At 27.6% G+C, this 14,694-nt stretch carries 18 protein-coding genes and 1 other annotated feature; of the genes, 1 reads left to right on the forward strand and 17 read right to left on the reverse strand.

Annotated features, from left to right (window positions below; genetic code table 4):
* Positions 1-39 precede the first annotated feature (39 nt).
* From AAHM88_RS05475 to AAHM88_RS05530, 12 genes are all read right to left on the reverse strand, one after another.
* On the reverse strand, positions 40-1,479 hold the full coding sequence (locus tag AAHM88_RS05475; RefSeq protein ID WP_338968833.1) for a YfcC family protein: 1,440 nt from the start codon (positions 1,477-1,479) through the stop codon (positions 40-42).
* A gap of 207 nt (positions 1,480-1,686) precedes the next feature.
* Positions 1,687-1,968 carry a 50S ribosomal protein L27 gene (gene rpmA / locus AAHM88_RS05480; protein ID WP_338968963.1) on the reverse strand — a complete coding sequence of 94 codons (282 nt, stop codon included), beginning with the start codon at positions 1,966-1,968 and terminating at the stop codon, positions 1,687-1,689.
* 8 nt (positions 1,969-1,976) lie between these two features.
* The gene (locus AAHM88_RS05485) at positions 1,977-2,282 is read right to left on the reverse strand and encodes a ribosomal-processing cysteine protease Prp (RefSeq protein ID WP_342262503.1); all 306 of its coding nucleotides are present in this window, start codon (positions 2,280-2,282) and stop codon (positions 1,977-1,979) included.
* Positions 2,248-2,658, reverse strand: coding sequence for a 50S ribosomal protein L21 (rplU, locus tag AAHM88_RS05490; protein ID WP_425289535.1), 411 nt, complete (start codon positions 2,656-2,658; stop codon positions 2,248-2,250). The genes AAHM88_RS05485 and rplU overlap by 35 nt, the downstream gene beginning before the upstream one ends.
* A gap of 10 nt (positions 2,659-2,668) precedes the next feature.
* Positions 2,669-2,741, reverse strand: a sequence feature (ribosomal protein L21 leader region).
* A 98-nt stretch (positions 2,742-2,839) separates the two neighbouring features.
* Positions 2,840-3,250: a hypothetical protein gene (locus tag AAHM88_RS05495; RefSeq protein ID WP_342262504.1), complete on the reverse strand. Its 411-nt coding sequence runs from the start codon at positions 3,248-3,250 to the stop codon at positions 2,840-2,842.
* A 167-nt stretch (positions 3,251-3,417) separates the two neighbouring features.
* The gene (locus AAHM88_RS05500; protein WP_342262505.1) at positions 3,418-4,296 is read right to left on the reverse strand and encodes a DNA adenine methylase; all 879 of its coding nucleotides are present in this window, start codon (positions 4,294-4,296) and stop codon (positions 3,418-3,420) included.
* A 127-nt stretch (positions 4,297-4,423) separates the two neighbouring features.
* Complete coding sequence (locus AAHM88_RS05505; RefSeq protein WP_342262506.1) at positions 4,424-4,672, reverse strand: hypothetical protein; 249 nt, start codon at positions 4,670-4,672, stop codon at positions 4,424-4,426.
* Between the two features lie 44 nt (positions 4,673-4,716).
* Complete coding sequence (locus AAHM88_RS05510; RefSeq protein ID WP_342263327.1) at positions 4,717-5,139, reverse strand: GNAT family N-acetyltransferase; 423 nt, start codon at positions 5,137-5,139, stop codon at positions 4,717-4,719.
* Positions 5,140-5,148: 9 nt separating this feature from the next.
* On the reverse strand, positions 5,149-5,286 hold the full coding sequence (locus AAHM88_RS05515; protein WP_342262507.1) for a hypothetical protein: 138 nt from the start codon (positions 5,284-5,286) through the stop codon (positions 5,149-5,151).
* A gap of 41 nt (positions 5,287-5,327) precedes the next feature.
* Positions 5,328-5,582, reverse strand: coding sequence for a hypothetical protein (locus AAHM88_RS05520; RefSeq protein WP_342262508.1), 255 nt, complete (start codon positions 5,580-5,582; stop codon positions 5,328-5,330).
* A 55-nt stretch (positions 5,583-5,637) separates the two neighbouring features.
* The gene (locus AAHM88_RS05525; RefSeq protein WP_342262509.1) at positions 5,638-6,699 is read right to left on the reverse strand and encodes an MFS transporter; all 1,062 of its coding nucleotides are present in this window, start codon (positions 6,697-6,699) and stop codon (positions 5,638-5,640) included.
* Between the two features lie 28 nt (positions 6,700-6,727).
* The gene (locus AAHM88_RS05530; RefSeq protein WP_342262510.1) at positions 6,728-7,939 is read right to left on the reverse strand and encodes a hypothetical protein; all 1,212 of its coding nucleotides are present in this window, start codon (positions 7,937-7,939) and stop codon (positions 6,728-6,730) included.
* Between the two features lie 206 nt (positions 7,940-8,145).
* Between AAHM88_RS05530 and AAHM88_RS05535 the strand changes: the two genes are divergently transcribed.
* The gene (locus AAHM88_RS05535; RefSeq protein ID WP_342189905.1) at positions 8,146-8,478 is read left to right on the forward strand and encodes a hypothetical protein; all 333 of its coding nucleotides are present in this window, start codon (positions 8,146-8,148) and stop codon (positions 8,476-8,478) included.
* Positions 8,479-8,541: 63 nt separating this feature from the next.
* Here AAHM88_RS05535 and AAHM88_RS05540 read toward each other — a convergent pair whose 3' ends face one another.
* The 5 genes from AAHM88_RS05540 to parE all read right to left on the reverse strand — a co-directional run bounded on the left by AAHM88_RS05540 (position 8,542) and on the right by parE (position 14,694).
* Positions 8,542-9,219: a hypothetical protein gene (locus AAHM88_RS05540; RefSeq protein WP_342262511.1), complete on the reverse strand. Its 678-nt coding sequence runs from the start codon at positions 9,217-9,219 to the stop codon at positions 8,542-8,544.
* Between the two features lie 250 nt (positions 9,220-9,469).
* Complete coding sequence (locus AAHM88_RS05545) at positions 9,470-9,655, reverse strand: hypothetical protein (protein WP_342262512.1); 186 nt, start codon at positions 9,653-9,655, stop codon at positions 9,470-9,472.
* A 69-nt stretch (positions 9,656-9,724) separates the two neighbouring features.
* Complete coding sequence (locus AAHM88_RS05550; protein ID WP_342262513.1) at positions 9,725-10,213, reverse strand: hypothetical protein; 489 nt, start codon at positions 10,211-10,213, stop codon at positions 9,725-9,727.
* Positions 10,214-10,230: 17 nt separating this feature from the next.
* A complete protein-coding gene (gene parC, locus AAHM88_RS05555; protein ID WP_342262514.1) occupies positions 10,231-12,756 on the reverse strand; it encodes a DNA topoisomerase IV subunit A in 2,526 nt (841 codons plus the stop codon).
* An 18-nt stretch (positions 12,757-12,774) separates the two neighbouring features.
* Entirely contained in the window at positions 12,775-14,694 is a 1,920-nt protein-coding gene (gene parE, locus AAHM88_RS05560) for a DNA topoisomerase IV subunit B (protein WP_342262515.1), read from the reverse strand.

The following is a 14,694-nucleotide window of genomic DNA, read 5'->3' on the forward strand; positions in this document are numbered from 1 at the left end:
ATTATTCTTTTAAGTTTTAATATACCCAACTTTCTGGCATTAAAATGTTGGTTGTCCAATTAATGAACCAATTACTAAAAATACTATTGATAATACCATAATAACTATTAACAAAGGTCAAAGTCCTTTTAATAATGAACCATATGAAATATGTGAGAGAGCAATAGCTCCCATAACAACACCAGAAGTTGGGGTTACTAAATTAACAATTCCTGATGCTAAACTAAAACTAGTAATTGCTCCTGATGTTAAACCGACACCTAATGCAGGAGCAATAATACTAAAAACTGCTGTTGCAAAACCACTAGCAGAAGGAATTAAAAATGATAAGGGAACAAATAAAAAATATAAAATTAAAGGAATAGCTCATTGTGGTAAATTAACAATACTATTTTTAATTCCCGCAATCATAATTTCTTGCATTCCTGTGCGTTGTAAAATTACTGTAATTCCACCAGCTAATGCAATTACTAAACAAACAGATAAAATAGCAGAGCTTCCTTGTAAAATATCATTAACTAACATTTGTTCTGATTTTCAATTAACAAAACCAATAATAATTGTCGCAATTAAAAAGAACGAAGAAACTTCTAATAAACCACCTACACCAACTCCCGGAATAAATTTGGTTATATATGGCACTTCAGTATTAATTGTTTTCCCAAATTCTTTAAAAATACTAATACCAAATTCACTTCAAGCAATTAAATAAAAAATCATTACTACAAATGCTAAAGCAAACAAGATTAATGAAACAATTCTTCGCTTTGTTAATGGCACTTCTAAAATTGATTTTTTAAAAATTTTTTGATGTTCACTATGCATTGAAAAAACAACTGAATTACGGTTATCTTTTTTAACACGATAAGCATAAAGCATTACAAAACCAATCGCCACCGTTGTCATCACAATTCAAATTATAACTCTTCAAACTATTCCTGTAGTTACTGCTAACTTACCAACAATTCCACCATCTATTGCAGCCTGAACAGCAGTACCAATTAAAAATGGATTAATAATTGAACCTAAAACACCAATCCCAGCTCCTAACAAAATAATTAATAATCCCGTAAAAGCATCAAATCCCGCAGCTAAAATAATTGGTAAAATTAAAGCATAAAATCCTAATGTCTCTTCTGCCATCCCATATGTTGTTCCTGAAACGGAAAAGAAAATCATTAAAATCGGAATTAACCACAACTCCTTATTTTTTAAATTAGAAATTAACTTGCCAATCAAAGCATCTAAAGCTTGAGTTTTCATCATCACATTAACAAAAGCCCCTAAAATTAATACAAAGATAATAATTGATGCCCGACCTTTATTAGTAAAACTTTCCATCGGAACTCAAAAAATATCAATAATTCCTGCTGGCGTTTTAGCAACCGCCGGAATTCAAGATAAAAAAACTAAAATAATAATAATTAAAAATAAAATGGTAAATGCCGTTGGCATTTTAAATTTAAATCACTTTTTCATATCGCTAATCAACCATTGCCACTAGCACAGCTCATTTAATAATATTAATTTCTAAGAATTTTCCCACTTCAAAACTAAATTGATATTTACTATCCTTCATAATTTGTATCCCTTTCTAATTTCACATATTTGCATATATTTTAGCACAAAAAACAACAAGAATTAACTTGTTGCTTCTCATAATATTTAATTTAACAAAGAAAAAGACTATTTTTTATAAACTGAAACTTTCGTTCTCTTTTTACCATAGCGTTCATATTTAACAACACCGTTAATTAAAGAAAATAAAGTATCATCGCCACCACGACCAACACTATTTCCAGGATGAATCTTAGTTCCCCGTTGCCGATAAATAATCATCCCCGTCTTTGCTAATTGTCCATCACTTAACTTAGTACCTAATCGTTTAGAATGTGATTCACGACCATTACGACTAGAACCAACACCTTTTTTAGAGGCAAAAAATTGAATATCTAACTTAAATCTCATCATAATAATTATATCTCCTTAATTTCTATATTTTGTGGATATTGCTCAGCAATAGTTTGTAACTGATAAACCATTGTATTCAACACAATTTGATTAACAGCTTGCACTTCTAGAACCTTAATAATAATATCATCCTTAACCGAAATACTAATACTATCTTGACATTGCCGATCTAATGCATTTAAAGTTCCAAAAACAACAGCACTAATCGCACTACAAACAATATCTTGACCCTTTGCTTTAAAACCAGAATGACCACTAACAATTACTTGATAATAATTATTTTGCTGTCTTTGAATTTGAACCCGAACCATTATTACTATCACTAATTTCTGCTGTCGGCATCGCTTTTGACTTAGTTTCAACAACTTTAGAAACCTTTTTTGCTCCATCTAATAAAATATCAATAATTTTTACTTGTGTATATGGTTGACGATGACCATACTTAGTTTTACTATTTTTTTTCGGTTTATAAGTAAAAACCACAATCTTTTTTTCTTTACCTTGTTTAATTATTTGACCAACGACCTTAGCATTTGGTACAAGCGGTCGACCAATGTTACCATCAATCATTAAAACCTTATCAAACTCAACAACATCGCCAGCATCACCAACGATTTTTTCAATTCAAATTACTTGTTCCATTTCAACACTTAGTTGCTTGCCACCACTTAAAATAATAGCAGACATATATACATACCCTCCAGCTTAGACTCGCCAATTTAGGTGAGATTAAACTACTTATAACCTATTTCGTGCGGTTGAAACCGTTTAAAGTTATCACAAATTAATATTGCAATACTTACAACATTAATAATTATAACCTAAAATAAATATTTTCGGTAGCAAAATATGTAAATTTTTTTATGTCCTAATCTTCATTATTACTTATGACAAGGCCTAAATCTGCTAAAGGTATTTCATCTAAAAAATATTTTACATTATTTTGATTTAAAAATTCTTTAACAAGACCATACCTTTTGTGATTAAACCACTCATTTCAAACATAAATAAACTCTATTTTAATATTGTATTTTAATAACAATTGTGAATAAAAATATTTTTTAAATGGGGCTGTTTGAATCTTTTCATCAGTTGAACCACTAACAGTTTGTGTTTTACACTCAATTATATATAATATTTGTTCAACTGTATCAAAATAAAACTTATCTGGAAATAAGCGAACATCAATATCTGCCTGTAAATCAATTTTCTCATCTAACTTTATTGATAAATAATCATCAAAGAAATCATAAAACTTGCTATTTGGCTGTTCACCCATATATCCTAATTCTTTGTCATACTTATCTACAATTTTAAAAATATTTTTAAATGTTGTAATTTTAAGAATAAAACCAATATTTTCTAAAGTTTCTTTAAATTGAAAATAATTTTCAAAACTTAAACCTGTTTTATTAGTATTTGCTCCACCCCTACCATTTCTTATGACTAACTTTCCTCCTTTTTATTCCATATTATAATTTCTTTAGCACCTGTTCTTTTTTTACCATTAGAATTAATACTACGATTCACATTTACTACTAAATAATTAAATTTAGAGTTTAAACTTAATAAATCATATATTTCAAATGTTTTTTCTGTATATGAATTGCTCAAAATTACATTAACTTTTTTATTAATTAATTTCAATGCACAATCTCGTAATCTTATTTGGTCTTCTAATGTAAACCCATTACTTGTATAACTAGTAAAACTTTTTGTATTTTCTAATGGTATATAGGGGGGGTCAAAATATACCAAATCATTTTTTTTAGCAAATTTTAAAACAAACTCAAAATCAGCATTTAAAATTTTATTTTTTGAATTATTTAAAAACTTTGAAACAATTAAAATATTATTTTCATTAACAATATTTGGATTTTTATAATTGCCAAAAGGAACATTAAAATAACCATTAGAATTTACACGATACATTCCATTAAAACAAGTTTTATTTAAATAAATAAATCTTGCACTTTGTTCAACTTTTTCTTTCAAGGAAACACTACTTCGTAATTTATAAAATGCTTCACGATCTAATTGTCTCACATTATAATAATAATCTTGTGAATTATTTTTTTCATACATACGAAGTGAATTCAATAATTCTTGAGGATTTTCTTTAACAACTTTATATAAATTTATTAATTCAGAATTTTGATCATTAATAATAAAACTAGGCGGTGAAAGTTTAAACAACAAAGCACCACCACCAACAAAAGGTTCAATATAAGTTTCATAATTTTTAAAATTCTCATTAACAATTTTTGTTAATTCATCTAATAATTGTTTTTTACCACCAACTCACTTAACAAAAGGTTTTAACATCTGATTCAACACACCTTTCCTTATTCTTATCTATTATAAAATATTTTTTCATATCTTTTAAAGTTTTAATAAAAAATTGTTGCTTCACACAACAATTTTAAATTATCTACTTGCTAAATTCTTAGCATTACTCTCTTCACATATAAATCAAGGCATCGGCTGGTTCACCACAAGGGCAAGTTCCGGCATCTGCTTTGCTTTCTTTTAACTCCACATTAGCTTTAAATAAATAGGAATATCCTGTTTGCAATGCTATTTTGGCTTTAGTACCCTTTTCAATTGCTACTAAAACAGTATATCCTTGATTAAGATATTGTTTTATTGTTTCTAATTGACCATCTAATACTTCTTTAAGGTTGGTTAAATCTTTTGCCATATTTATTCCTCCTTGTGTATTATTATGTTGTCATTATAAACTAGTTAAAAAGGTTTTACCATATGATAATATTGCTTACCATAAATAGTTATTATTGAATGTTGTTTAAAACCTAATTTTTCATATAAAACTTTAGCCCGATGATTACCAAAATAAACATTTAAAGATAAACTTGTTAAATCATTATCGTGATGATGATTTCAAATATAATTAATAATATCTGTACCAATACCTTTTCCTTGATATGCTTGATGAACAGCAATTACTTCTAAATACAATTCTCCTGTCTGACTTAATTTTTCTAGTTTGATATTTGTAATGCCAAACTTATCTTTTCAAATCTTTAAAGTATTAGCATTCAATTGATTAATTGCATCATCTCTAACAATTAAAGCAATTGCAATTATATTATTGTTTTCTTCTTTTACAAGATAGTTTTCATAACTGTAATAATGATTATCTAATAAATATTGTTCTTAAAAGAAAAGAATATCGCTAACTTTATTTTGTGGTAAAAATAACAAGGTATCTTTACTAGCAAATACATTATAAATTAATGTTGCAATTTGCTGTAAATTTTCTAAACTCTCATTTTTCTTTGCTTTTCTAATCATTTATATCCCTCGTTCATACAATTTTATTACACAAAAATTTATTAAATAACTTTGTTATCTTGATTTTTAGTTCATAAGAACGCAAGAGCAATAATCGCAATAATCGCACAAGCATAGAAATAATAAAAGACATTGTCTCAATTACCATTACCAGCAATTCCCGCAACAACTGGTTTTGACATCACAGCATCAGCATCTCCAAAATATCCAAATAATCCTGTAAGTCCTGAAGCTGTGGCTGCGGCTTTTTTATTCGTTAATTCAATTGCTGTTGCTCCAATCATTGCCTGTGGCATATAGACACCAAAACCAGCAACAATTATAGCAGTAATTAATACGGCGATATTACCTCTAGGAGCATTTTGAAAGATAACTAGACCACCGATACCAATAAATTAATCCAAAAATCATTAATGGTGCTTTCCGATTTTGAAATAAATATCTAGCACCATAGGCTGCAAATATTCCACCAGCAATTCCTGATCATTCAAAAAATGACCACAATCATTTACTATCTTTTAACTTAATACCATGCATTTCATCGGCAATTTTTATTGCTCACGAAGACATTCCTTGTCGTAAAACATAAACTCAAATATTTGCAAATGCTAAAATTCAAACATATTTATTTTTTAAAATATATTTAACAAAAATTTCTTTGATTTTTAATTCTGTTTTTTCTTTAGCATGTTCAGTTATTCCTTTTCATTTTTCAACAGTTGGTAATCCTTCGGCCTCAGGTCGGTCTCGCAAACCTCAAAAAACCAAAGGTAAAAAAATTAAAGCAATAATACTAGGTACTCAGTAATATAACCCATAAATTGTACCACCCGGGTCAATTAATTCAATTAAAGGAATAATAATTAGTGGAGCAAAAGCGGCTCCTAATCCTTGTCCGGAATTTCAAATCGCAAGTCGTGGTGATCGTTCTTTATCAGTAAATCAATGTGCCATCATTCTCGCAGTAGCTGGTCAACCCATACCCTGAAATATTCCTAATGCTGTTAAAATAATAATCATTACCACTAATGGAGCAACCGTAATTTGACCATTACCAATTTGAATAACACCACCTAAAGCAATATTTAAGATGGCTGAAACTAGTAATCCCATCGTCATCACAATTCTTCCTGAACTACGATCAGCAAAACCACCAATAATAAACTTACTACATCCATAAGTAATTGAAAAAAACATTCCCATTAATGCATAATTATATGTGCTTAACCCTCCAGTTTCCATTAAATGACTACCAGTTATATCAACTGATTTTCGAGTAAAGTAATACATCATATAACCTAAAATTGATACAATAAATACTTGATTTCTTAAAAAATTAAACTTTTTATTAACAGTTTTTAAATCACTACTAAACTGCTCTTTAGCAGCCGGCGGTTTAAATATATTTTTCATTATTATCTCTTTCCATTTTCATTATTTTTTATTTCTTAGATTTTACTTTTAGAATATTATGTCTTATCTCCTCAATTTCTGCGATTTCATGAACATCATTAAAAAGATGAAATAACATATAATTTAACTCATCAGGCTTTTTAATGTTAAGACGAAAAAATTCAACAGTTTCATCAATAATACCTAATAATTCTAATCCCTGTTTATTATTAATTGTCTTGCTCAAAAATCTTTCTTTAATTATTATTGGCATATCACGCATAAAACTATAATCACTAAAAACTTTATCATCTTGTGAATGAACATAAATTTTAAATGCCATTACTCTTACCATAATCGTTTTAACAGCTGTAACTTTAGCAGCCATCATATTACGAATAAATATTGCCACAATCACAGTTATGGTTCCAATAGGAATAATTATGGAAACAATAATATCAATATCAACATCAAATTGAGTTGCAAAATATGATTTAGCAATTGTATATGAGTTTTGAATAACTAATACCATTACAAAAAAACCAAAATTACCACCGCGCCATCATTTTCGTGGTAAAAAAGCAGGACTATCAACCTTAAAAATTCAGCGATTTAAAGTAGAAATCACAACATTAAAAATACCATAAATAATAGCAATTATTGTCGTAATAAAGTTAAAAAAACAAAAAACAATTGTTAAACTAGTAATAAAATCTAAATAAATTTTAGTATTAAAAATAAAGTAGTTATTGGGATATACCGTTGATAATTGATATTTTTTTTCAAAAAGTCTTCTACGAAGATTTTTAATATTAATTAATATATAAAAAAATAAAGCAATAAGAGCAATCGCCGCACTAATAAAAACATAAGAATAAGCAAGATTAATATTTTTGATTCGGTCATTCCAAGCCGCTTCTCAATCAACAACATCAGTTTTTGTCCCAAAAAAATCAAATTTCATTAATGAAAAATCAATAATTGGATAAACAGTTAACTTAATTAATTGCTTATAAATTTCTTGTTTCTCAACATTTGTAAGCGTTGCCTCTTTAAGTTGATTTAAAAGTTTACTAATTTCTGGTGTATTATTTACCATCCCTCTTTCTTGAATAAATAAAATTAGTACATAAATTAACATCGCTGTAAAAATCATTCAAAAAATTGTTAACAATACATATTGTTTACCTAAAAACTTAGATAAGCGCTCTTGTGATAACTGAATTTTTGGTGATAACTTTTTAACCTTGCGACTCACCATCATTCCTCCTATAAAAAATATTAATATTTTTTTAAACTATATAAATAATAGCATATTTTATTATTCACACCAATAAAATATTAGAATGATTGATATAATAATTAGTAATTAATATAATCATTTGAAAGGAAACGATATATGACTTACACGGTTTGATAAATTATTTTAATAAAATAAGATATTTTAATAAAGAGGAGCAAAACCATATGACTTATTTACTAATAGCATTAGCAATTGCTTTAATAACTGCTTTTATTATTTTTATTATTATTGATTACAATAAACTAAAAAATGCTATTAACAATGAAATTGCTACCACACTTAAAAAGATAGGCGAAAAAAAATTCAAAAATTATGACTTTAATGATAAAGTTTATAAATCACTATATAATGAATTAAAAGAAGAAATAAGTCCCTATCGTAAAATTATGTCCACAAAGTACAAAAAGCATCCTAAAACTACCTCCTATCACAAAATTGAAGAAATTATTACTAGACATTATGAACAAGATAAGCAAATTAAGAAAAAGCAAAAATAAATTTATCTTAAATGAATAGCGGGGTTACTTTGATTTTATATGTAACACCGCTATTTTCTCAACTTACTTAGAATAAACAATCGCAAACAATTTAATTAATACTAAAAGGATATATTCATTTTTTGCTTGTAAGGAAGCACTTTTCAAATCAAATATTGGACTAAAAAATTGCACAAATAGGTGTTCTGTTTTGCTAAATCAATTAGGTAAATTATTACCAAAAACTAAAACTAAAGACTTTTCTTTATTAACAACAAAATAATCATTAGTATCAAATAAACAAAAATTAATTTTATAAAATAACCGATTCAATTTCTTAATAAATGGTTTTAAATTAGTACTAATAACTTTATCAACTAACAAATAAATCTTTTGTTGCTTTAATAAATAATTGGCAACTATTTCTTGATCCAAGTCACTAATTAAAAAATTATTATGTTTAATACCCTTTCAAAAATTATTACAAGAAAAACAATTTTTTAAACTAGCATCCTCAGTCGGGTTTTTCTTTTTGTATGCTTGTAAAAAAGCAAATTTAAACTCTGAATAACCACTATAACCTAATTTTTTACAAAAACGAATAACTGATGCTGTTGAAGTATAAGCTTGCTTTGCCAATAATGTTAAATTAATATTAGCAAAATCATTAATGTTATTTAAAATTGTTTGAGAAATTAACTGATCAATACTTTGCTCACTTTCTTGTGAATATTGTTGAACAACGAAAATAATATTAGTCATAAGTTAATGAAGTTAGTACTAATCAGTTATATTGTATTTTCATTCTTTGTCAAAACCTCCAGCAAAAGTATTATAACAAAGTAAAAATTCATACAACCAAAATATACAAATACGATATAATTTTCACAAAATGAAAATATTTTCACTGTTCTACTTACGAGATAAAATTATTATTTGACAAATTAATTGCATTCTTTTCTTTCTTTAATTAATTTCATTTATGGTTTCCTTTTTTCCTATGGCCGATTTTTTATTCCTGTTTAAGTGCCTCATTCAACTGCTCAAATGTTGTTATTCATTTTCAATTGTCATTTTGAAGATATCGTTCAAAACAAACATAAAATCTTTTAAAATTAGTAAAATTAAAATCATAATAACCATATTGTAAGTACTCGTCATTATGATTAGCGATAACTTTTTGCCCTAACACTTTCATGTCATTAATAAATTTTTTGCTAACTAATTTATCATAATAATTATTTCTTAAAGAGTTTACTAATTTATGTTAATTAATAACAAAAGCTAATTGATTAAAACCAAAATATTCGGCTTTAAATTCATTAATTCATCATTGTTCTTTTTCATCTAAACAACAACATTTTTTGGTATTACAACTAGGATGTTCAACAAATTCTTCTAATAATTTAATTTTAATATCATTAATACTACCATTAATATTTCTAATAAAATCATGGAGTTTACTATAAAAATGTTTACCATCTTGTTTTCCAGACTCAATATGGTCTTCATAATCAAGAGGTGACATTTTTAATAACCTGCTTAACTGAATTTTATGTTGCTTAAATCTCTCACCAATCCCATTTTTATTTTTTGATTGACCAATATAAACAGGAATTAGTTTATTAAGTTTAACTGTTGGCAACTGAATATATAAAGCATAAATACCTTTTTTATTTAAATCATTAGAACTGTGTGACTTTTCTACTAATCATTCATATAATTTTATTTTTTCTAAAAAACTTTTTTGAATCATAAGTTTCCTTTCATTTATTAATCATTTAAAATATCGTCCATTGATAATGATATTTGATCATTAGCATTAGATATTTTTTTATCCTTTTTTAAAGAAGAAATTAATGATGCTGATTGTAAATTATGCTTTCTTAAATCATAATAACGGTCATCTTGAATTCATTCCACATTAACATCCCCTAAAAAATCACTAACACTTTCTAATAAACGACCATAATGAACTTTACTAATCGCAAAATTTTCAATCGTATTATTTTTAGTTAAAATATGAACTTTACTATTATTAGGAATTACAAACGATGTAATTACATAGGGAATAATAGTTTTAGTTATTTTAAAAGAATGAACCCCTTTCGCTGGACGATGTAGTAAAGGAATATTATTAATTTTAATTTTTTTAACCCCCGCTGTAGTAAAAGAAACATAACTATCGTGCTCATCATTAACAACATTTAATGATACAACTTTATCATCATCTTTTAAATTAATCGCTTTAACACCTTTAGCTTTGGGACTAATAATCGCAATATCATTTTCATCATATCTAACAACAAAACCTTTTTTAGTTGTTAAAATAACTTGTTTTTTACCATTACTTAAATCAAAACCAACAACCTCATCATTGGATTGTAAATTAATCGCTTTTAAAGCTTTAGATATTCTTGTTGCTTTAAAATCACTAATAACAGTTCTTTTAATAAATCCTAACTTAGTTGCTAAAATAACAAATTGGTCTTGAATATCAAAATCATTAATTAATATCGCACCAAGAACTCTTTCGTCACCCGTCATTGTTGAAAAGTTATTAACATGGTGGCCGATATCCTTTCAACGACTTTCTTTTACTTTATGTAAAGGAACAATACAATAATTACCTTGACTAGTAAACAATAACAAAGTACTTAATGAAGTAGTTGATAATGAAGCAACATTAATATCTAAAGGTTTTCGGCCATAATCTTTCATATCTTGTTTAGCAACTACTTTTTCATTAATAACTTTAATATAACCATCACGCGATATCGTAACAAAAATATTTTCTTCATTAATTATTTCTGTTTTTTCAATAATAATTTCTTCCACCATATTCTCAATAACTGTTTTTCGTGGCGAATTAAATTCTTGCGAAATAGTTTGTAATTGTTGAATAATCAAAGTTTTTTGTTTTTCTTTTTTCTTAATAATTTCTTGTCAAGTTCTAATTTCTTTTTGTAAAGATTTTTCCTCTTCTTTTAAAGCATTAACATCAGTTGATGTTAACCGATACAATCGTAACGAAACAATAGCTTCTGATTGTAATTCCGTAAAATGATAAGTTTTAATTAAATTTTTCTTAGCATTAGCCTTATCAGTTGATTTACGAATCGTAGCAATAACCTTATCCAAAATTGTTGTAACTTTAATTAAACCACTAACAATTTCTAAACGAACAATCGCTTTTTCTAAATCGTATTTAGTTCTTTTTTGAACAATATCAAATTGATGTTTTAAATAAGCATCTAATAAGTTTAATATCCCCGCACAAATTGGTTTGTTATCTTCAAGAACAACCATATTAAGATTATAAGATACTTGTAAATTACTATGTTTTAATAAATATTTCCGAATTGTCTCGGCATCAGCATCCTGTTGTAAATTAATTTCAATATGAACTCCTGACATATCACTTAAATCAATAATATCCTTAATACCACTAAGTTTTTGTTCTTCTTTAATATCCGCAATTCGCGTTACTAAATCACTTTTAACAACTTCATAAGGTAACTCCTTAATAACTCATTTTCGATGACGCGGTGTCCCTTGTAATTCCATTTTACTACGAATAATAATCTTACCACGACCAGTTTTATAAGCATTTAATATTCCATCCCGTCCTTGAATAATACCACCCGTAGGTAAATCAGGCCCTTTAATAATTTTCATAATTTCTTTTAACGAACATTCAGGATTATTAAGACGATAAACTAAGGCAACAATTAATTCCGATAAGTTGTGAGGCGGAATATTGGTTGCATAACCAGCAGCAATACCCATACAACCATTTAAAAGCAAATTAGGAAAGTACGCTGGTAATACTGTCGGTTCAGTTTCTGAATCATCAAAGTTAGGAGTTCAACCAACAGTTTTTTTATCTAAGTCTTGTAATAAATACTTAGAAATTGCATTTAAACGCGTTTCGGTATATCGCATTGCCGCTGCTGAATCACCATCAATGGAACCAAAATTACCATGACCATCAATTAGTGGTACTCTTAACTTTCAAGGTTGCGCCATTCGCACCATTGCTTCATAAATGGGAACATCACCATGCGGATGATATTTACCAATTACTTCACCAACAACCCGAACTGATTTTTTGTGAGGCCGATCAAAAAATAACCCTAAATTATTCATTGCATATAAAATTCGTCTTTGCACTGGCTTTAAGCCATCACGAACATCAGGCAATGCTCGTTCTTGAATAATATATTTCGCATATAAACCAAACCGTTCAGCAACAATTTCATCTAATTCATGAACCACACTATTTCTGTTACTTTTCATTTCATTCCTCCTTTCATTTTATGAAGCAATAACAAAATTATCTTCTAATGTAAAATTAATGTTAGCTTCAATTCATTTTTTGCGTTTATCACTATCATCACCCATTAAAGTAATAATCTTTTTTTCAGCTTTATGACGATCACCAATAGTAACTTGCACTAGTTGTCTAGTTTCTGGATTCATTGTTGTTGTTCATAATTGATCGGCATTCATTTCTCCAAGTCCTTTATAGCGTTGAATTTCACTTTTAGTATGTTTTTCTAATTGCTTATATAAATCTTTTTGATTTCAAGCATAACTAATTTCATTAGATTTTTTGTTACTAATTTTATATAACGGTGGTAATGCTAAATAAATCTTTTGCGCAGCCATTAAAGGCTTCATATAACGATAAAAAAAAGTTAATAATAAAATTTGAATGTGGGCGCCATCAACATCAGCATCGGTCATAATAATAATTTTATCATAATTAACATCATCTAAATCAAAATGCTCACCAATGCCACCACCAATAGCATTAGTAATCATATTAATTTCAGGATTTTTTAATAATGTTGCTAAATTAGATTTTTCAGCATTAATTATCTTCCCTTTTAAAGATAAAATGGCTTGAAAACTTCGCGCTCGCCCCATTTTCGCAGTACCACCAGCCGAATCACCTTCAACAAGAAATAATTCATTTTTATTAGGATTCCGATTTTGCGCTGGCGCTAACTTGCCAATTAACATTCGGTCTTTTAAACCTTTTGATTGTCGTTGTCCTCTTGCTTGTTCGCGAGCTTTTCTTGTAGCTTCTCTTACTTCTCTAGTTTTAATAATCTTTGTTAAAATTTCATAAGCAACAGTCTTATTTTCTTGTAATCAAAAAGAAAATTGTTTAGTGACAATATTATCAACAATATTTTTAATTTCATTAGTTCCTAATTTACTTTTAGTTTGTCCTTCATATTGAATCATATCTTCAGGAATCCGTACCGAAATAACTGCTGTTAATCCTTCACGAACATCACTACCTTCAAAGTTTTTTTCTTTTTCTTTTAAAAGATTTTCTGTTCTAGCATAATCATTAATAACTTTCGTTATGGCAGTACGAAAACCAACAACATGGGTTCCCCCATCAATAGTTTTAACATTATTAGCAAAACTAATAATATTTTCACTATAAGCATTACTATATTGCATCCCAACTTCTAATTGAACATTATCCATTTCACCTTTTAAAAGCATAATTGGACTAATAATTTTTTCATCAGCGATTAAATATTTAACAAATTCTTCTAAGCCATTAGTAAAACAAAATTGTTCTTCTTTTTTACTATGTTCATCAACAACAATAATTTTTAAACCACTAATTAATAATGCTGACTCGCGAGCTCGCTCACAAATCATTGAATATGAAAACTTAAAATTATTAAATATCGTACTATCAGGGCGAAAATGAACTACAGTACCAGTTTTTACTGTTTTACCAATTAATTTTAAATGTCGTGCTAAATGACCCCCATTTTTAAAACCAATTTCGTAAATTTTTTTATCACGATAAATTGTTACATAACAAAATTCACTTAACGCATTAACAACCGATGCCCCCACACCGTGTAAACCACCTGATGTTTTATAACTATTACCATCAAATTTACCACCAGAATGTAACATTGTAAAAATAACTTCTGGTGTTGATTTTCCTTTTTTATGCATTCCCGTAGGAATCCCCCGACCATTGTCTGCAATAATAATTGAATCATCTTTTTTAATAGTAATCTTAATTTCATTACAATATCCAGCTAATGCTTCATCAATCGAATTATCAAAAATCTCTCATGCGAGATGATGCCACCCTTTCCTATCTTTTGACCCAACGTACATCGACGGTCGTTTACGAACACCATCTAATCCCTCAAGAACTTGAATTGAAGATTCATCATAGCTATTTAGCAT

This window comes from Spiroplasma endosymbiont of Dromius quadrimaculatus, from assembly GCF_964031155.1.
Taxonomy (GTDB): Bacteria; Bacillota_I; Bacilli_A; order Mycoplasmatales; family Nriv7; genus Nriv7.